We start from the raw sequence: 18109 nt of genomic DNA on the forward strand, positions 1-18109 counted from the left end.
CTGATCGTTCTTTTCTGACGGACGATCCGTTCCGAGCATTCTGCCGCGCGAACGGGGCGCGAGGAGCCATCCTCTCCGCGCCCCGTTCCGCGGCCGTAACGCTGCCATTACAGCGCTTCTTTGGCCAAGGCCTCTACCCGGAGAGGTCAGGAGGTCTTCACCGTGATGGTGCCGTCCTTGATGCCCTCGGACGCCTTCTTGATCGCGTCCTGGATCTTGGCGTTGTTCGCGAACTCCGGGTTGGAGTTGGAGACGCTCACGCCGCCGTTGGAGAGGCTGCCGCGGACGACGCCGGTCTCCGGCTTGCCGTCGTGGACGGACTTGGCGAGCTCGTAGACCGCGCCCTCGACGTTCTTCATGGCGGAGGTCAGGATCGAGGACTTGTACGCCTTCAGCGCGTCCTGCTTGTACTGGTCGGAGTCGACGCCGATCGCCCAGATCTTGTTGGCGTTGGCAGCCTTGATGACACCCTGGCCGGACAGGCCCGCGGCGGCGTAGACGACGTCGGCGCCGTCGTCGATCTGACCCTCGGCGGCACTCTCACCCTTGTCGGGGCTGGAGAAGCCACCCTCGGCGGCGGTCTCGGTCAGGTACTGCACCTTGACCGTGACGCCCTTCTTGGTGTCCTCGACGCCCTGCTTGTAGCCGGCCGCGAACTTGTGGATCAGCGGGACGTCCACGCCACCGATGAAGCCGACGGTGTTCGACTTGGTGGACAGGGCGGCCGCGACACCGGCCAGGTAGGAGGCCTGCTCCTCGGAGAAGACGAGGTCGGCGACGTTGTCGGCCTTGGTCTGCTCGTCGTCGACGATGCCGAAGGTGGTCTTCGGGAACTTGACCGCGGCTTCCTTGACGGCCGGCGCGTAGGCGAAGCCGACGCCGATGACCGGGTTGTAGCCCTGCTTGGCGAGGGTCTCCAGGCGCTGGACCTTGTCCGCCTCCGACTCGCCGTCCTGCGGCTCGACGGCGGTGGACTTGTAGCCGAACTCCTTGTCGGCCTTGTCCAGGCCGGCGGTGGCGGCGTCGTTGAAGGACTGGTCGCCCTTGCCGCCGACGTCGTACGCCAGGGCCAGGCCGAGGTTCTTGCTGTCGCTGCCCGACGACTCGCTGGACGAGCTGCCGCACGCGGACGCGGTGAGGGCGAGGGCTGCGGTTGCAACGCCTGCAATCGTGATACGGGACACCCGGCGCATGGAACGAGACTCCTTTGTGCAAGCGCCCAAACCAGGCGCTGGTTCCGCCGCAGCGTAACGCGCGTAGACCAGACGGAAAACCCCTTCTGTCCGGTCCGTTACCGAGCTGTGGCCACAGTTGGTGGACAGACTACGGACAGCAGTACGCCCCTTGCGGGAGGCAAGGGGCGTACGAGCTGCAACGCTGCCCGGGCGGGCGTACGAAGGGCCCTTTCGGCCCCGCGTCGGGCCTTACGAAGTCTTCACCGTCACCTTGCCGTCGATGATGTCCTGCTTGGCCTTGTCCACCGCCGCGACGACCTCCGTCATGGCCTTGTACTTCGGGTTGGAGTCGGCGAAGCCCACGCCGCCGGACTTCAGGTCGCCGCGGACGACACCGGTGAGCGGCTTGCCCTCGTGGACCGACTTGGCGAGCTCGTAGACCGCGCCGCCGACGTTCTTCAGCGCCGAGCCGAGGATGTAGTCCTTGTAGCTCTTCAGCGCGTCCTGGTTGTACTGGTCGGAGTCGACACCGATCGCCCAGACCTTCTTGGCGGCGGCCTCGGAGATCACGCCCTGGCCGGAGAGACCGGCGGCGTGGTAGATGACGTCGGCACCCTTCTCGATCTGACCACTGGCAGCCTCCTTGCCCTTGTCAGGGCTGGAGAAGCCGCCTTCCGCGGGCGTCTCGGTCAGGTACTGCGACTCGATCTTGATGCTCGGGTCGACGGACTTGACGCCCTGGACGAAGCCCGCGCCGAACTTGTGGATCAGCGGGATGTCCACACCGCCGATGAAGCCGACGTGCTTGGCCTTGGAGGTCTTGGCGGCGGCGACGCCCGCGAGGTAGGAGGCCTGCTCCTCGGAGAAGACCATGTCGGCCACGTTGGCGGCCTTGGTCTGCTCGTCGTCGATGATCCCGAAGGTGGTCTTCGGGAACTTGGCGGCGACCTCCTTGACGGCCGGCGCGTAGATGTAGCCGACGCCGATCACCGGGTTGTAGCCGGCCTTGGCGAGCTCGGTCAGACGCTGGACCTTGTCCGCCTCCGACTCGCCGTCGCTCGGCTGGACGTCCCGGCCGCCCATCTTGAATTCCTTGTCGGCCTGCTGGAAGCCGGCGTAGGCGGCGTCGTTGAACGACTGGTCGCCACGGCCGCCGATGTCGTACGCCAGGCCGATGCCCTTGCCCGAGTACGAGCCGGACGAGGACGACTTCGACGCATCGTCGCTGCCGGCCTTCGTGCTGGACTCGCCACAGCCGACGGCCGCGAGCGCGATGACCGAAACGGCCACCACTGCTTGAGAGAACCTGGTCCTCCGAGATATGGAACGCACAGCAAGCACCCCTTCATCCCACGGCCCGTCGAACGGCCCGCTTTCCCCAATGCGCCGCCGATGGTGGCCATTTCGGCGCACAGTAACGCGCGTAGACGAGGAGGGGAACGGGGTTCCTCGTGGCCGTTATCGAACCGTGCCGCCATCGGGTTACGTTCACCGCCCCCCGGTTACGCCCGGGTGACACAAGAGGACGAAGGGGTGCCAAACCGGCCACCCCTTCACAAGCTCTTCCACGGACCTCTCAGGAAACCCCATCGAGCAGCGCGGCGGCGGTGAACAGCTCCACGCCCGCCGTGATCGCCGACTCGTCGGCATCGAAGTCACCCTGGTGAAGATCCCGTACGGTCCGCTCCCCCGGGGTACGGACACCGAGCCGGGCCATGGCTCCCGGTACATGCTCCAGATACCAGGAGAAGTCCTCGCCGCCCAGGCTCTGCTCGGTGCCCTCGATCGAGGCGGCACCGCGCCGGGCGGTCATGGCGTCCCGCAACAGATCGATGACGGCCGGGTCGTTGACCACGGGCGGCACACCACGCACGTAGTTGATCTCCGACTTGGCGCGATGCAGGTTGGCGACTTCGTCGATCGCGGCGACCACGACGTCGGGCGCCTCGCGCCAGGCCTCGATGTCCAGGCAGCGCACGGTGCCGGAGAGCTCGGCGTGCTGCGGAATGACGTTGGGCGCGTGCCCGGACTCGATCCGCCCCCAGGTCACGGCGAGCCCGGCACGGGTGTCGATCCGCCGGGCGACGATCGCCGGCACGTCGACGACGACCCGCGCGGCCGCGGTCACCAGGTCCGTCGTCAGATGAGGCCGCGCGGTGTGGCCGCCGGGTCCGCCGAGGGAGATCTCCAGCCGGTCGCAGGCGGAGGTGATGGCCCCGGCCCGCAGTCCGATCCGCCCGGCGTCCACCCGCGGGTCGCAGTGCACGGCGATGATCTGCCCGACGCCTTCCAGCACCCCGCACTCGATGGCATCGGCGGCGCCACCGGGCAGCACTTCCTCGGCGGGCTGGAAGACCAGCCGCACGGGCCGCGGCAGCAGTCCCTGCCGATGCAGATCGGCCAGGACGAGGCCGGCCCCGAGCACGACCGTCGTATGCACGTCATGCCCGCAGGCGTGGGCCCGGTCCGGCACGGTCGAGCGGTACGGGCAGTCACTCTTCGTGTCCGGAATCGGCAGCGCGTCGATGTCGGCCCGCAGCGCGAGGGCGGGACGCCCGCCGCTCCAGTCCCCGATGTCACAGACGAGTCCGGTGCCTACCGCGAGCACACGCGGCCGCAGTCCGGCCTTCTCCAGCCGCGCCTTGATGGCGGCGGTCGTACGGAACTCCTGGTTGCCGAGCTCCGGGTGCATGTGCAAGTCACGCCGGAACGCGACAAGTTCGGCACGCAGCGACTCCGGCAGCGTGCCGGGAAGCGGAGCTTCCGCGGGAAGACCGGCCTCGGACTCTAGGGACATCAATTGCTTCACCCTCTGAAGGGTAGGACGCCGGGCCGACCAACTGCCCCTCGATCAACAAAAGTTCAACCCGTTAGGGGAAGAAAATCCGGCCGCTCGACGCATACGTATCGGCTGGGATGGGTAAACTCGGCCGACTTTCCGGCCGAGTGGATCATGTAATCCCCGGAGAGCGGCCCGGCAGAGGACATCCGGCCACACCCGTCACTCATCCACTCCTCCCTCCACGGATACCACGCCCGGTGCCGCCCCGTCGGCTCTGTTCACCTGTCGGGACCGCGCCGCCCCGTAAATCCACCCTGCCTCCATGGAGACGCTTGTTCCGGTCCCGGAATCATCACCGCCACGCGACGTTTCCGCCACGCGACGTGACGGCCGGCCCGGAGGGGAGCACCCTTCCCCTATGGAGGCATGCGGCTGCGGCGAGGACCAGATCCCACGGATGCTGGCGAAATTCGGCGTTCTGGGGGTGGCGGGCCTGGTCCTGGCGATCCTGGTGATCATGACGCTGGCGGGCTGGCTGCTGATGTCGGCGGTGTTGCTGTTCCAGCGGTGGCGGCACCCACCGCTGACGGTCGACGAACACGCGCCGGGCACCCTGGACGGATTCACCTGGACGACCGAGGACCCCGGCCTCCTTCGAGATCCTCACCCGGGGCCGGACGAGCCTCGCTAGGGTCACCCCCGTGAGCGCCGAGCACCCGGACTTCATACGGGACACCCGAACCTCGTACGACACGATCGCCGACGCATACGGCGAGCGGTTCCCCGCCGACGGGCTGGCCGGCCTGCACGTGGAGCGCGCCCTCTTCGGCGCCTTCGCCGAGCTGGTGAGAGCGAACGGGGCAGCCGCCCCCGTCGCCGACCTCGGCAGCGGCCCCGGGCACATCACCGCGCATCTGAAGGGTCTGGGCCTGCCGGTCTTCGGGGTCGATGTCTCGCCCCGGATGGTGACGCTGGCCCGCCGGGGGTATCCGGAACTCCGGTTCCACGTGGGTTCGATGACGTCCCTGGATCTGCCGGACGCGACGCTGGGCGGGATCACCGCCCTGTACTCGCTCATCCACGTCCCGGACGAGCACCTGCCCGCGACGCTCGCCGAGTTCCGCCGGGTCCTGGTGCCCGGCGGATACGTGCTCCTCGCCTTCCAGGCCGGGTCGGATGCGGATGCGGACACCGAGCACCTGCACCTCGCCGAGCGCTTCGGCCACGAGATCTCGCTCGACTACTACTGGCGCGACCCGGACGCCGTGGCCGAGCAGCTCGGCAAGGCGGGCCTGCGCCCGCACACCCGGGTGCTGCGCGAGCCACAGGAGGGCGAGGTGCGCCCGCGCGCCTTTCTCCTGGCGCGCAAGGAGGGTTAGGGCCGCCGTCTGCGCCCCGCCCTCACACCGCCGCGACCACCGACGACAGCCGGTGCACGTCCCGTGCCGTCCCCGTCACCCCCGACAGGAACCCCTGCGCCCGGGGTGAGGCGTTCTCCGTCAGCCAGCTCGGGTCGATGTCGCACACCGAGACCCGCACGTCGGTGCCGACCAGGGCCAGGGGCAGGGTGTGGACGACCGTCGAGGGGAAACTCAGGATGGTGCGGCCGATCGGGCCCCGGCGGGCGATCAGTTCCAGGGGGAGGTCCGGGCGGACGATTTCCAGGCCGGTCTCGACCGCCAGACGGTGGAGTTTCTCCGTGCTCTCGCGGCGGTGGGCGAAGTAGCGGGTGGTGCCGTGGGCCTTGGCGAGGGTGCGGACCGCCTCCAGGTACCGCTCGCCGTCCACCACTCCCGTCTCCACCAGCGACGTGCCCACCATGTCGGCGCCCTTGGTGATGCGGGGCGGGCCGAAGCGGGCACGGGTCCAGGCGAAGGTGTTGGCCGAGACCGTCACGCCCGCCGGGGTCTCCTCCATCGGCATCGACGAGAAGATCTGCACCCGCCGGCGCTCGCTCGGCGTCAGCCGCCTGCGGGCCGAGGCCGACACCGGAGCGAAGATCAGGTCCCGGGGGCCCGGGCGGCCGCCCTTGCGGTGCCAGCGGACCAGCCTTTCCCCACGGGCGAGTTGGGCCACGAACTCCATCGTGGCCGTGCCGTCGTCGACGACGACCAGCTCGGCCGCGCGCGTGATGGTCAGCAGCAGTTGTACGTAGCGGGAGAACGGGTCGCCGAGGACGACCCGGTCCGCTCTGCGGAGCGTGCCCGCCAGGCCCCCGATGGTCTGGAAGGGGGCCGCGGGGCCGCCCCGGGCCTCCTCCCAGCGGACCGCGTGACCCTCGTCGCGGGCCAGCTCGGCCATCCGGCGGAGCTGGCCGCGGGTCATGGGGTCGGTCGGGGACAGCACGACGAGGGTGAGCCCCGCGCCGGGTGCGTGGGCGTGCGCCCACTCCAGCACGTTCAGGAGCTGTACCGGGCTCTCGACGAACGCGAGAGTGGAGTTGCTGCCGGCTGATCCGGCGCGGCGGCTCATCGACGTACGACCGTCCCCTAAGTGATTCACATCAGAACTTCAGCCTCGGAACTTCAGCCTCAGACCGAGACCGGCTCGCCCGCGGCGGCGGCGATCTCCGCCTCGGCGACGACGCCCGAGACGCGGCGGAGCTTCTTCATCGGGCCGAGCTCGGAGTCGTAGACCTTCTTGACGCCGTCGCCGAGGGAGGCCTCGATGGTGCGGATGTCGCGGACCAGGCGGGTCAGGCCCTGGGGCTCGACGGAGGCGGCCTGGTCGGAGCCCCACATCGCGCGGTCCAGGGTGATGTGGCGCTCGATGAAGGTGGCGCCGAGGGCGACCGCCGCGAGGGTGGTCTGCAGGCCCGTCTCGTGGCCGGAGTAGCCGATCGGGACGTTCGGGTACTCCTCCTGGAGGGTGTTGATGACGCGCAGGTTGAGCTCCTCGGCCTTCGCCGGGTACGTCGACGTGGCGTGGCAGAGCAGGATGTTGTCCGAGCCGAGGACCTCGACCGCGTGGCGGATCTGCTTCGGGGTGGACATGCCGGAGGAGAGGATGACCGTGCGGCCGGTGGCGCGCAGCTCGCGCAGGAGCTCGTCGTCCGTCAGGGAGGCCGAGGCCACCTTGTGGGCCGGCACGTCGAACTTCTCCAGGAAGGCGACGGCCTCGTTGTCCCACGGGGAGGCGAACCAGGCGATGTTCCTGCTCTTGCAGTACTCGTCGATCTGGCGGTACTCGTCCTCGCCGAACTCCACGCGGTGGCGGTAGTCGATGTAGGTCATCCGGCCCCAGGGGGTGTCGCGCTCGATGTCCCACTGGTCGCGCGGGGTGCAGATCTCGGGGGTGCGCTTCTGGAACTTCACGGCGTCGCAGCCGGCTTCGGCGGCCACGTCGATGAGCTTGAAGGCGTTCTCCAGGTCGCCGTTGTGGTTGATGCCGATCTCGCCGCAGATGTAGACGGGCTGGCCGGGACCGGCGAGGCGCTCGGAACCGAAGGAACGCAGACGGGAGTTGGTGCTCATGGCAGGCGATTTCCTTAACTGGTGAGGGAGTCGAGAGAGGGGCCGAGGATCCAGCTGGCGATCTCTCGGATCGCGCCGTCGCCACCGGGGACGGTGGTGACCGCACGGGCGGCGCCGCGTACCACGTCGTGGGCGCTCGCGACCGCCACGGGCCAGCCCACGAGGGCGAAGCACGGGAGGTCGTTGACGTCGTTGCCGACGTAGAGCACGCGCTCGGGCGCGATGCCCTGCTCCTCGCACCACTGCTTGAGTGCGAGGTCCTTCCGGTCGATGCCGTGCAGGACCGGGAGCCTGAGCTTCCGGCCCCGGGCGGCGACGACCGGGTTCTGCTCCGTGGAGAGGATCAGCATGTTCAGGCCGCTGTCGCGCAGGGCGGCGATGCCGAGGCCGTCTCCGCGGTGCACGGAGACGAACTCCTTTCCATCGGCGTCGATCAGCACCCGGTCATCCGTCTGGGTGCCGTCGAAGTCCAGTACGACCGCGTCGATGTCCTCGGCGGTCGGCAGCGAACCGGGCCGGTCCGCGTCCAACAGGGGGGCTAGCGCCCGCGCCCTGGCGAGGTCGTGCGGGTCGTCGATCTCCAGCACGCGGGCCGGGTCCGTGCGGACGAGTTCGGTGCGGCCGAAGAAGCGGTGCTGGTGCTTGCGGAAGCCGGCCGCGTCCATCGCGTAGGCGGCGCCGGTCTCCAGGAGGTCCTGGGGGCGGTCCTGGCGGCGGGGGCGGTAGGACTTGTCGTGGTTGACTCCGTAGCCGCCGCCGGTGGCCTCGTCGTCCGCGTCGCGCCAGATGAACCCGTGGAAGGCGGCCACGGTCACCGCCGTGTCGGCACCGGTCTCGACGACCGCGCCCGCCACTCCGTCGATGTCCTCGCGGACCAGGAACGGGCTGGTGCACTGCACGAAGACCACCACATCGACCGCCGCGCCGTGCAGCGCCTCATGGGTGTCCATCGCGTGCAGCACGGCGGCCTCGGAGGTCGCCGTGTCCCCCGCGATCGCGGCGGGCCGCAGCACGACCTCGGCGCCGGCCTCGCGGGCCGCGGCGGCGATGGCCTGGTCGTCGGTGGAGACGACGACGTCCGTCACCAGCCGGGTCGCCCGGCACTCCCGCACGGCCCGCGCCACGAGGGGCACGCCGCCGACGGGGGCGAGGTTCTTCGCGGGCACGCCCTTGGAGCCGCCGCGAGCGGGAATGACGGCGAGCACGCGACGCACCGCCGGGGAGTCGGACATGGCTTGCACTCCTAGCGCAGGGTTCACAGAGGTAGAGAGAGGGCCGGCGGAGCCGCCCTCCAGGGGCGCGGGGAACTGCGCGACCAGCCCCGACGGCGCCGCAGCCGCGAAACGACCCGTCGCGGCACTCTCGGAGGCGTTCACAGCTCCCCCATCCGCCGGATGACCGGCGCCACCCGCTGCACCCCGTGCCGATACGCCCCCCGAGCGGCCCGCCGCACGATCTGCCGAACCGGCCCGGGCTCCCTGTCATGCGCGGGCGCCCCCGGCAGCGGACTGCCGTCTGGGCCAAGGTGATGGCGGGCCAAAATGCCGGGCAGGTAACCGGGAGCCGTGGCGGGTGTGTAGTACGGGGTCAGCGGCGCCAACCCCCCGGGACGGGCCAGCAGCTTGGCGATCCGCTCCCGCGCCGCGTCGAAGGCGGTCTCGTACGAACCGTCCGCCACCACCCCCTGCCGGGCCACCCACTCCGCGTCGGCCACCGGCCGGTACCCCGCGTCCAGCTGGTCCCAGGACGCGAGGCAGCCGGAGCCGACGAAGTGGTGGTTGCCGAGGACCTCGCGGACGCCGAGGTCGGTCAGGACGACCGTCGGGATCCGGCGGTGCAGGGACTCGAGCGCGGCCGTGGAACTGATGGTGACCAGCAGGTCGGTGCGGTCGAGGACCTCGCCCATGTTCCCGTACACCAGCCGGAAGTTGGCCGGCGGATCGAGTCGCTGGACCAGCTTCTGGTAGGGCTGCTCCTCGATGTGCGTGGTGTGTTCGCCCGGCTTGGAGCGCAGCTTCAGCAGCACCTCGCGCTCGGGGTGCAGCCGGGCGTGCCGGATCAGCCGGTTCAGCAGGTACGTGCGGTCCTTGCGGCTGTCCGGGACGGAGGGCTGCACGGCGAACACCACGGTGTACGGATCGTGCTCGCCCTCGTAGACGGCCCCGCCGAGGAACGGCAGCGCCACTTCCGTGACCGACGAGGCGTCGGCGCCCACGCCTTCGTACACGGCCCGGAAACGGTCCGCGTCCTGGCGGGAGTTGGCGAGGACCAGGTCGGCGCCGTGGCGCAGCAGGAGGCCGTCGGCGAGCTTCTCGTAGACGACACCGACGTAGCCGGTGACGACGACGGGACGCCTCTCGCGGCCCTCCCACACCCGCTTGAGGCCGTGCAGCACGGCCTGGACGCCGCCGCCGACGAGGGCGACGACGACCACGTCGTACTCCTCCTCGGCCATGGCGCGCAGGAACTCGACGGCCGTGACCTCCCGCAGCGAGTCGGCGTGCACGCCGACCTCCGCCAGCTGGCGCGGGGTGGGGGTGGCGCGTCCGCGCAGCAGGAATCCGCTCAGGGCGAGGGGCCCTTGCGCGTCCTCGCGCGGGGCGATGCGATGGGAGGTGAGGGCACCCCATTTCCAGCGGGTGTCCGAGTCCGCTAGGACCGCGATTCGCGTCGGCTTCGTTGTACTTGCTGGCACGTCCAAGACGCTAGAAAGCAATTCCCAGGAATGGCCCAACCGCGAATCAACGAAAAGTTAACAACAGCCCACCGAGAGCCGAACTGGCCCGCCGAAGACCGGGAAGTACAGGGGATGCACCGTTCCGACACATTCAGTTCACCCCCCGTACTATCACCGTCCAGTTCCCCTGCCGGGCAGCCTTCTACCGTTTCCCAGGTGCCAAAGCTTTCCGTGATCGTGCCGTTCTACAACGTGCAGCAATACGCCCCGGACACCCTCAGAACTCTGCGGTTGAACGCCCGGAGCGACTTCGAGTTCATCCTGGTCGACGACAAATCCAGGGATGAGACACCGGCCATTCTCGAACGGGCGGCCGAGTCCCTTTCGGATGTCGCGCAGGTGAGATATATCCGCCATGAGGAGAACGGAGGTCTCGCCACCGCCCGCAACACCGGACTGGACGCGGCGACGGGCGAGTACCTCACCTTCCTCGACGGCGACGACTGGCTCGCGCCGGGCTATCTCGCCGAGCTGGTGGCGGCCATCGAGGACCTGGGCTGCGACTTCATCCGCACCGACCATGTCCAGGCGACCGCCCGCGCCCGGTCCGTCCACCGGGCGCCGGTCGGGCTGCGGGGGGAGGTGCTGAACCCGCGCGAGGCGATCCTGCCCGCCGACCGGACGACCTCCGTCGACTACGCGTACGCGTGGGCCGGCGCCTACCACCGCCGCCTCCTGGACAAGGGCCTGCTGCACTTCACCGACGGGCTGCGCACGGCCGAGGACCGGCCGTGGATCTGGAAGCTGCACCGCGAGGCGGAGTCGTTCGCCGTGGTGAGCCTGCTCGGCGTGTTCTACCGGCGTGGGGTCGCCTCCTCGCTCACCCAGATCGGCGACGCCCGCCAGCTGGACTTCATCCGCGCCTTCGACCAGGTCATCGAGGAGACGGCGACGGACCGGGACGCCGCCCGGCTGCTCCCGAAGGCGGTGCGCACCTACTGCGCGATCATCGCCCACCACCTCTCCGACGAGGCCAAGTGGGAGCCGGGTGTGGCCAGGCGGCTCCAGGCGATGAGCGCGGCGGCCATAAAGCGGATGCCGCAGGACGCCCTCGGCGACGTACTCGACACGATGGACCTGCGCCGCTCGTCCAGGCTGCGGCGGCTGCGGCGCCGGGTCACCACAGCGAAGGCGGCTGCCTGATGTCCCCCCACCCCCGTCGTACGACCCAGATCTTCTGCGCCTCCACGCTGTACGGGGCCGCCACCCTGGCCGCCGCGATCGACTCCGACCTCTTCGAGGAGGCGGAGCGGCGGGTGCTGCTGGTGTTCAACAACTCGGCGAACCCGGAGACCACTTTGGCGGTCGACGCCATGCCGGGCTTCGAGCCGCTGCGCGACCACTTCGACGACGTGCTGTCCTGGAACGAGGCCATCCGCCCCTTCCACCCCGGCTCCTGGACACCGCGCGCCGACGACATCCCGCTCTTCGAGCGCTATCTGCGGCTGCTCTGGGGCCTCGGTGACGACCGCGTCGAGCTGGTCCTGGAGTCCATCCAGGTCACCCCCGCGCTCACCGTGGCCCAGCTGTTCACCGGCGCCCCCGTGCATGTCTACGCGGACGGCCTGATGAGCTACGGCCCCACCCGCAACAAGCTCGACCCGCTGGTCGGCACGCGCGTGCGCCGGCTGCTCCACCTGGACCTGGTGCCGGGCCTCACGCCGATGCTGCTGACCGAGTTCGACGTGCCCGGGCAGGTCGTGCCGACGGGCGCGTTCCTGAAGGTGCTGAGCGAACTCGGCGAGGCCGTACCGGAGCTGCCCGAGCTGCCCGAGAACTCGGCGCTGCTCCTCGGCCAGTATCTGTCCGCGCTGAACATCCTCTCCGTCAAGGAGGAGGAGGACCTGCACGTACGGATGCTGCGCGGCGCGGTCGAGCGCGGGCATCGCAGCGTCGTCTTCAAGCCGCACCCCACCGCGCCGGCCCGCTTCAGCCGCGTCCTGGAGACCGAGGCCGGGAAGCTGGGCGTCGACCTGACCGTCCTGGACACCCCCGTCCTCGCCGAGGTGCTGTTCGAGAGGGCCCGGCCGGGGCTGGTCGTGGGCTGCTTCTCGACGGCGCTGTTCACGGCGTCCGTCTTCTACGGCCTCCCCGTCGCCCGCATCGGCACCGAGCCGCTCCTGGACCGGCTCACGCCGTACCAGAACAGCAACCGGGTCCCGGCGGTGCTGGCCGACGCCGTGCTGGCGGACCTGGAGTCGCGCAAGGGCGAGGACGCCGTGCCCGACGGGGATCTGAACGCTCTGGTCACCGCGGTGGGCTTCACCATGCAGCCGCAGATGCACCCGCGTCTGCGTCCGGCCGCCGAGCGCTACCTCTCGCAGCACTTCGGCCCGCGCACCCAGCGCTACTTCAAGCGCAAGCGCCTGACCTCGCTGGGCCTGCCCGGCGGCATCCCGGAGCGGCTGTCGTTCCTGCCGCGCAACTCCACCGCACGCCGGGTGGTCCGGCGGGCCAAGGCGTTGCGGAAGGCCGTGAAGCGCTGAGCGAATGAGGGATGAACTCCCCGGAAAGGCCGTGGAAATACAGCCCAACCATCGAGCTACTCCGTTGATTCAATGGTGAAGCGGTGTCCGGGTCCCTAGGATCACGGGCACCGCCTATCCGCATCCCGTGAGGCACTCATGACGAAGCTCGGCCGGCTGTACTCCCTCTTCGACACCGTCACCCTGCCGGAGAACCTGCCCTACACCCAGTGCAGCGCCTGGGAGCTGCAGTTCCTGTACCTGGTGGGCCGGCACCACCTCACGGGCCGGGACCGGATCGTCGAACTGGGCTCGGGGGGCGGCGGATCGACGTACGCGCTCGCGCTCGGCCTGAGCGAGAGCCCCGTGTTCGACCGAAAGACCGGGCGGCTGCACGCGTACGACTTCTTCCGGGTCGGCAAGGGCACGTTCGCCTCGGAGAAGTTCTTCGACTCCGGTCACAGGCCCGAGGACGACACCTCCTTCCTGGACGACTTCAAGGGACGCCTGGAGCCGTTCCTGCCGTTCCTGGAGATCCACGCCGGTGACCTGTGGCAGACCTCGGACCCCGAGGACACCAGCCCCGTGGAGTTCCTGCACATCGACATAGCCAAGACCGCCCGGGTGTTCCGGTGTGTGTCGGAGCGGTTCCTGACCCGGATGCGGCCCGGGACGGTCGTCCTGCACCAGGACTTCGCCGGGCCCCGGCTGCCGTGGCTGCACCACAGCACCGGCGCGCTGCTGCCGTACATCGAGATCGCCGGTCCGCCGATCCGCTCCACCCTCGCCTTCGAGGTGACGAAGCCGATCCCGGCGGACGTCCTCGAGCGGATCACCGAGGACGACTACACCGTCGACGAGAAGCTCGCCCTGATCTCCGCCGTCCAGGAGAGGATCGACCGCGACCACACCGGCGGCATCCCCTTCAAGTCCGTCCTGGAGCTGTCCAAGGCGTATGTCGCCCACTACGACGGCCAGCACCGGCGGGCCTGGTCGATCGCCAAGCCGCTGACCTCCGACGAGTACCTGAGCCGCACCCGCGCCGACCACTTCGAGCAGCTGCGCAAGGCGTACGAGAAGGAGCCGCCGGGCGGTTCGAAGCTCACCCGGCTGCTGCACAAGGCCGTCGGCCGCTGAGCTGTCGCATGATGGGCCCATGGACACGGACGCGGCGACAGAGGCGGGCTGGCAGAAGGCGCGGGACGACGGTCGGGTACGGCCGGAGCTGCTGGACCTGGCCTACGCGGAACCCCGGCTGCGGCGCCGGTTTCCCTGGGTCGGGATGGGCGAGCTCCACTTCAGCCGTACCGTCGCGTACCCGTGGACCTGGGACGTCCCCTTCGTTCTGTCCGAGCACGGGGGCACCTACTTCGTCATGGGTCCCTCCCGGCAGGAGTCGGTGGGCCGGGTGGCGACCGCGCGGGAGGCCGTCGACCTGGTTCTGGAACGCCTGCCGGACGAGTGAGGTGCGGGCCCCCTGTGCCGTGGGGGCCCGCCGTCTCTCAACTCCCCAGGATCACCCGGAGGTCGGCCGCGTTGGCCTCGGTGACCTTCCACAGCTCCTGCTGGCGGCCGTGGACGTCGGCGACCGTCTTGGCGTGGTCGGCGAGCAGGTCGCTCGCGCGCTCGACCAGCCGGGCCGCGAGGTGGCGGTCGTGGACCGAGACGCCCCACTCCGGGCGCTCGATGTCCCGCAGGAAGTACGCCATCTTCGGGTGCGAGATCAGGCTGATGACGGGCGTGCCGACGCCGAACGGGATCATCCCGGCGTGGCCGCGCATGCCGATCACCAGCTTGGTGCGGGCGTACAGCTCGCGGATCTGGTCGTTCTCGAAGTCGTACATCGGGATGACCGGCAGCGAGATGCCGTGTTCGCGGCGCAGATCGAAGGCGATCTTCTCGTCGTCGAGCGAGTGCGCCACGCACTGCACCTCGGCGAGCTGCCCCAAGTCCCGTACGGCCTGGGCCATTTGGGCGAGGAAGTAGCCGTAGTCGTGGCCGAAGCGCAGACCCGCGCGGTCGTACGCCGCGTTGACGAGGATCGTGTTCTCGCGCCGCACCGGGTCCTGCCAGCCCGCGACCAGCTGGCGCATGACGGTGGTGGGGCAGGGCTGGAAGCGCACCTTGTCGTGCAGGCGCGACGGCAGCATCGCGCGGACCTTCTCGATCGAGCCGTGGTTGCGCAGGCCGAAGAAGGCGGAGCGCTCGACCAGTTGGAGGAGCGAGTCGCGGAAGCGGTTCGCCCGGTACGACTGGCCGTCGAAGGCGTTGAAGCCCACGGCGAAGACCGCGATCGGCACGTCGATGCGGTTCAGGAGCTCGTCCGGGACGTTCCACTGCCAGGCGCTGTTGCCGTTGGGCATGGTGTCCGGGATGAACAGGCCGCCGCCGCCGATGACCAGGCCCCGCCGCGCGTTGACCCGCTCCAGCGCTGCCTCGTCGAAGAGGCGGTGGGCGTGGACCGAGTGCCAGCGCCGCGAGGTGACGTCGGGGTCGAAGGCGAGCCGGACGGTCTCCGGGAGGAGCTTGTCGCCCGCGTTGCCCTGCCGGTCCATGTAGAAGGCGACGTGGGCGAGCTGGTCCTCGGCACTGCCCCGCTCCTGCGAGGGGACGGCGCCCGCGCGCTGCGCCCACAGCCGGCTGGAGCGGTGGGTCGGGTCGACGGTGATACCGGCGGTGGCGTACCGCAGGGACTCCGTGTGGTCGCCGTGCACCCACGCCATCTGGGCCAGCCGGGCGTACGCCGTGGCGGCCCGGTTGGGGGCGGCGGTGGCCAGCAGCAGCTGGGCCTTGGCCTCCTCGTAGCGGGAGACGCTCATCAGGGCGTGGCCGAGGACCTCGTGCGGCCACGCCTCGTCGAGCGGGATCCGGACGCCGGACAGGACGTCGACGGCGTCCTGGTAGTCGCCGTTCGCGATGTGCGCGGCGGCGACCTTGCGGGCCACCTCGACGTCGCCGGTGCGCTGGACGTGCGGGGTGCCGAAGTGGACGACCAGGTCGTGGTGGAGGCCGCCGCTCGAGGCGAGGTAGGCGCTCTGGAAGTCGGCGTCCGACAGCTCGAACTCACGCCAGCGCTCCTCCGCCTGGCTGTATCCGGCCTCGCCGCCCTGCCAGGGCTTGTGGCGGCCGGTGAAGTGCAGGATCGCGGTGTCCTCGGGGACCGGCAGGTCTCCGGACAGCCGCCGCTTGACGAAGTTGTAGCGCGGGTCCAGGCGCGCGAAGTCGCCGTCGAGGACGGCGTTGAGGATGCCCTGGTCGTGCTTGTCGAGCTCGTAGTCGCCGCTGCGGCCGCACCGGTCGAGCCGGGCGCAGAACTCGTCGCTCAGATACTCGCGCTGGATGACCAGAAGCCCCGAGTTGAGCTTGTGCTGCCCGTAGAAGAACTGCGGAACGGCCGCCAGCCCTTCGCGCAGCTTCAGGAGTTCACTCAGGTCACTCAGGACCACCATGTCGGTGTCGAGGGTGATGATCGTGTCGTACTCGCGGATCCTGAACACGTCGAGGATGAAGTACGCCTTGCGGACCAGGTAGTTGTCCTGGTCGCCCTTCTTGTACGAGTCGTAGTGCGTGTCGCCCACCCGCTTGAGGACGATCCGCGGGTGCAGGGCCCGGATCCTCGCGATCGAGCCGGGGCGCAGATCGTCGTAGAGGACGACGAAGTCCTCGCACACGCCGGGGTTGGAGAGCGCGAGGCTGCGCAGGAGGGTGAGGAACCCGGGCAGGTAGTTCTCGTCGACGTAGGACGCGAAGGCGATGCGGCGCTTGCCGGTGAGCGCGTGGGCGTCGGTGGCGGGGGCCTGTGTCGCAGGCAGGGCAGTGGTCATCGCAGGGAGATCCTCATGTCGGTCACGCTCTGGGCCCGCTGCATGACCCATGCCTTCTCGCTGGTGTACTCGTGCACGGACGTGATCGCGAGCTTCATCGCCTCCTGGACGCGGTAGGCGCCGCTCTCGTAGAAGTCGAAGCCGATCAGGTCGAGGGTCGGGCTGACGTCCAGGAAGTCCAGCAGGTACAGCATGTTGAAGCCGGTGGTCGGGATGCCGGACCAGACGTCGGTGCCGAGCCTGCCGATGTTGCGCACGGGCCAGCGCAGCGACTCGTCGCCGAGGCAGGTCTGGGCGCCGGGGACGAGCCGGTTGCGCAGCGAGTACTTCCAGTCGCCGGAGATGCCGCCGAACACGAGCCGGGTGTCCACCCGTTGGTCCCAGTTGAAGCCGTGCTTGTGGATGGTGGCGTGGATGTCGGTGCGGCTGCCGGTGTGCTTCGGGTCGATCCGGTACGAGTTGAAGCGGACGACGAGGTCGTACGCGTCGATCTCGGCGCCCATGGAACTGGCGCCGACGCGCCCGGAGTTGGCGATCAGGCAGATCGACTTGCCGGCGATCCGGTTGCGGAACTCGCCGAGGCTGATCCACTGCACTCCGCCGACGGTGGGGTCGGTGACGGGGCCGCGCATCCGGTTGCGCCGCTGCTCGGCGTAGAGGGCGAGGGCCTCGGTGAGAGAGGCGAGGTCCGTCGACTCGGTGGTGCGCAGGTCCAGGTACTGGCTGAGGAGTTCCTGCCGGTCGGCGACCGGGGCGCCCTCGGCGGCCAGCGTCAGGAGCGCTCCCACGAGACGCGGCTCGGCCTCGGCCCAGTCCCCCACCGCGTGGGCGGCCAGGCCCTCGGCCCAGACGTCGGTGGCGGCACGGCGGGTGAACTCCGCGGCGCGTGGGCTCTGCCGCTTCAGCAGCGCCAGCAGCTCCCGCTCCTTGTCGGCCGCGACGCGCAGACCGGCGATCTTGGCGCGGACGCCGAAGCCGTCGTCGTCGGTGAGGGCGAGGTACTTCTCGTACGCCTCGACGGCCTCGGACTCCTCGCCGAGGGCCTCCAGGAGCCGGGCGCGCAGCCGCCATCCGGCGCGGGAGTTCTTGCGTTGGGCGAGGACGGTGTCGCTGATGACGAGGGCGAGGTCGAGCTCGTCGTCGTAGCCGCACTGGAGCGCCTTGTTGGCGACGGCGAGCAGCGCGTCGAGGAGCTCGCCCGGGATCGCGGAGGCCGGGGTCGCGGCGCCCTTGACGGCCCGCTTGAGCAGCGCGGTGGCGCCGCCGGCCGGAGCGGGCACGGGGGCGGACGTGGCCGTCGTGCCCCACACCACGAGCAGCTTGCGCAGCTGCTCCGCGAGTTCGACGCGGCGCCGGTCGATGCTGCCGACGACCTTTCCGCTGTGCACCGCGCAGGCGCGCAGGCAGTCGTCCAGCTCCCCTCCACGCGCCCGTGCACGTCTCTTCTGGACCGTCGTCATGGCACTCCTGTTTGTCTTCTTACCAAAGCTCAGGCGAGTTCTTGGGCTTTACCGCTTGTGTGGGGGGATTCTGAGGGAATTTAGGAAGCCAAAACGACATCCAGGTGAACTCACCGGGACCGTGCGGCCAATCGTTGGATCGCCCGCCAAGACATCCCTGTGATTCGGACTAATGTCCCTGTGTGTACCCGTA

General features: G+C 69.8%; 15 protein-coding genes. 6 read left to right on the forward strand and 9 right to left on the reverse strand.

What is annotated here, in order from left to right:
• Positions 1-146 precede the first annotated feature (146 nt).
• The 3 genes from QF037_RS18640 to QF037_RS18650 all read right to left on the reverse strand — a co-directional run bounded on the left by QF037_RS18640 (position 147) and on the right by QF037_RS18650 (position 3972).
• Positions 147-1193 (reverse strand): BMP family lipoprotein, encoded by a 1047-nt coding sequence (locus QF037_RS18640; RefSeq protein ID WP_307026720.1) that lies wholly within the window; start codon positions 1191-1193, stop codon positions 147-149.
• Between the two features lie 231 nt (positions 1194-1424).
• Positions 1425-2465, reverse strand: a complete 1041-nt coding sequence (locus tag QF037_RS18645; RefSeq protein ID WP_307037244.1) for a BMP family lipoprotein — start codon at positions 2463-2465, stop codon at positions 1425-1427.
• A gap of 286 nt (positions 2466-2751) precedes the next feature.
• Positions 2752-3972: an amidohydrolase gene (locus QF037_RS18650; RefSeq protein ID WP_307026722.1), complete on the reverse strand. Its 1221-nt coding sequence runs from the start codon at positions 3970-3972 to the stop codon at positions 2752-2754.
• Between the two features lie 403 nt (positions 3973-4375).
• Here QF037_RS18650 and QF037_RS18655 point away from each other — a divergent pair, with 403 nt between their 5' ends.
• Both QF037_RS18655 and QF037_RS18660 read left to right on the forward strand, forming a co-directional pair.
• Positions 4376-4648 carry a hypothetical protein gene (locus tag QF037_RS18655; protein WP_307026724.1) on the forward strand — a complete coding sequence of 91 codons (273 nt, stop codon included), beginning with the start codon at positions 4376-4378 and terminating at the stop codon, positions 4646-4648.
• A gap of 10 nt (positions 4649-4658) precedes the next feature.
• Positions 4659-5336 (forward strand): class I SAM-dependent methyltransferase, encoded by a 678-nt coding sequence (locus QF037_RS18660; RefSeq protein ID WP_307026726.1) that lies wholly within the window; start codon positions 4659-4661, stop codon positions 5334-5336.
• A 22-nt stretch (positions 5337-5358) separates the two neighbouring features.
• Here QF037_RS18660 and QF037_RS18665 read toward each other — a convergent pair whose 3' ends face one another.
• The 4 genes from QF037_RS18665 to QF037_RS18680 form a co-directional block, all read right to left on the reverse strand.
• The gene (locus QF037_RS18665; RefSeq protein WP_307026728.1) at positions 5359-6429 is read right to left on the reverse strand and encodes a hypothetical protein; all 1071 of its coding nucleotides are present in this window, start codon (positions 6427-6429) and stop codon (positions 5359-5361) included.
• 59 nt (positions 6430-6488) lie between these two features.
• A complete protein-coding gene (locus QF037_RS18670; protein ID WP_307026730.1) occupies positions 6489-7430 on the reverse strand; it encodes an N-acetylneuraminate synthase family protein in 942 nt (313 codons plus the stop codon).
• Between the two features lie 14 nt (positions 7431-7444).
• Complete coding sequence (locus QF037_RS18675; protein ID WP_307026732.1) at positions 7445-8662, reverse strand: acylneuraminate cytidylyltransferase; 1218 nt, start codon at positions 8660-8662, stop codon at positions 7445-7447.
• Between the two features lie 140 nt (positions 8663-8802).
• Positions 8803-10125: a DUF6716 putative glycosyltransferase gene (locus QF037_RS18680; RefSeq protein WP_307026734.1), complete on the reverse strand. Its 1323-nt coding sequence runs from the start codon at positions 10123-10125 to the stop codon at positions 8803-8805.
• Between the two features lie 198 nt (positions 10126-10323).
• Between QF037_RS18680 and QF037_RS18685 the strand changes: the two genes are divergently transcribed.
• The 4 genes from QF037_RS18685 (at position 10324) to QF037_RS18700 (ending at position 14097) form a co-directional block, all read left to right on the forward strand.
• Complete coding sequence (locus QF037_RS18685) at positions 10324-11310, forward strand: glycosyltransferase family 2 protein (protein ID WP_307026736.1); 987 nt, start codon at positions 10324-10326, stop codon at positions 11308-11310.
• Positions 11310-12653 carry an alpha-2,8-polysialyltransferase family protein gene (locus QF037_RS18690; protein ID WP_307026737.1) on the forward strand — a complete coding sequence of 448 codons (1344 nt, stop codon included), beginning with the start codon at positions 11310-11312 and terminating at the stop codon, positions 12651-12653. The genes QF037_RS18685 and QF037_RS18690 overlap by 1 nt, the downstream gene beginning before the upstream one ends.
• Positions 12654-12791: 138 nt before the next feature.
• Entirely contained in the window at positions 12792-13769 is a 978-nt protein-coding gene (locus QF037_RS18695; RefSeq protein ID WP_307026739.1) for a hypothetical protein, read from the forward strand.
• A 19-nt stretch (positions 13770-13788) separates the two neighbouring features.
• Positions 13789-14097 carry a DUF6193 family natural product biosynthesis protein gene (locus QF037_RS18700; protein ID WP_307026741.1) on the forward strand — a complete coding sequence of 103 codons (309 nt, stop codon included), beginning with the start codon at positions 13789-13791 and terminating at the stop codon, positions 14095-14097.
• 37 nt (positions 14098-14134) lie between these two features.
• Here the strand turns inward: QF037_RS18700 and QF037_RS18705 are convergent, their stop codons facing one another.
• Together QF037_RS18705 and QF037_RS18710 are read right to left on the reverse strand one after the other, a co-directional pair.
• Positions 14135-16456, reverse strand: a complete 2322-nt coding sequence (locus QF037_RS18705) for a glycosyltransferase (protein ID WP_307026743.1) — start codon at positions 16454-16456, stop codon at positions 14135-14137.
• Positions 16453-17916, reverse strand: coding sequence for a tetratricopeptide repeat protein (locus QF037_RS18710; RefSeq protein WP_307026745.1), 1464 nt, complete (start codon positions 17914-17916; stop codon positions 16453-16455). Before QF037_RS18710 ends, QF037_RS18705 begins: the two co-directional genes overlap by 4 nt.
• Between the last annotated feature and the right edge of the window lie 193 nt (positions 17917-18109).

Origin of the sequence: Streptomyces canus, assembly GCF_030815415.1 — a bacterium.
Taxonomy (GTDB): Bacteria; Actinomycetota; Actinomycetes; order Streptomycetales; family Streptomycetaceae; genus Streptomyces; species Streptomyces canus_F.

What these genes read in the sequence shown, in the direction of transcription:
- QF037_RS18710 (WP_307026745.1), bottom strand. Translation starts at nt 17,916, where the DNA reads ATGACGACGGTCCAGAAGAGACGTGCACGGGCGCGTGGAGGGGAGCTG.
- QF037_RS18705 (WP_307026743.1), bottom strand. Translation starts at nt 16,456, where the DNA reads ATGACCACTGCCCTGCCTGCGACACAGGCCCCCGCCACCGACGCCCAC.
- QF037_RS18650 (WP_307026722.1), bottom strand. Translation starts at nt 3,972, where the DNA reads ATGTCCCTAGAGTCCGAGGCCGGTCTTCCCGCGGAAGCTCCGCTTCCC.
- QF037_RS18655 (WP_307026724.1), top strand. Translation starts at nt 4,376, where the DNA reads ATGGAGGCATGCGGCTGCGGCGAGGACCAGATCCCACGGATGCTGGCG.
- QF037_RS18690 (WP_307026737.1), top strand. Translation starts at nt 11,310, where the DNA reads ATGTCCCCCCACCCCCGTCGTACGACCCAGATCTTCTGCGCCTCCACG.
- QF037_RS18700 (WP_307026741.1), top strand. Translation starts at nt 13,789, where the DNA reads ATGGACACGGACGCGGCGACAGAGGCGGGCTGGCAGAAGGCGCGGGAC.
- QF037_RS18665 (WP_307026728.1), bottom strand. Translation starts at nt 6,429, where the DNA reads ATGAGCCGCCGCGCCGGATCAGCCGGCAGCAACTCCACTCTCGCGTTC.
- QF037_RS18675 (WP_307026732.1), bottom strand. Translation starts at nt 8,662, where the DNA reads ATGTCCGACTCCCCGGCGGTGCGTCGCGTGCTCGCCGTCATTCCCGCT.
- QF037_RS18640 (WP_307026720.1), bottom strand. Translation starts at nt 1,193, where the DNA reads ATGCGCCGGGTGTCCCGTATCACGATTGCAGGCGTTGCAACCGCAGCC.
- QF037_RS18670 (WP_307026730.1), bottom strand. Translation starts at nt 7,430, where the DNA reads ATGAGCACCAACTCCCGTCTGCGTTCCTTCGGTTCCGAGCGCCTCGCC.
- QF037_RS18695 (WP_307026739.1), top strand. Translation starts at nt 12,792, where the DNA reads ATGACGAAGCTCGGCCGGCTGTACTCCCTCTTCGACACCGTCACCCTG.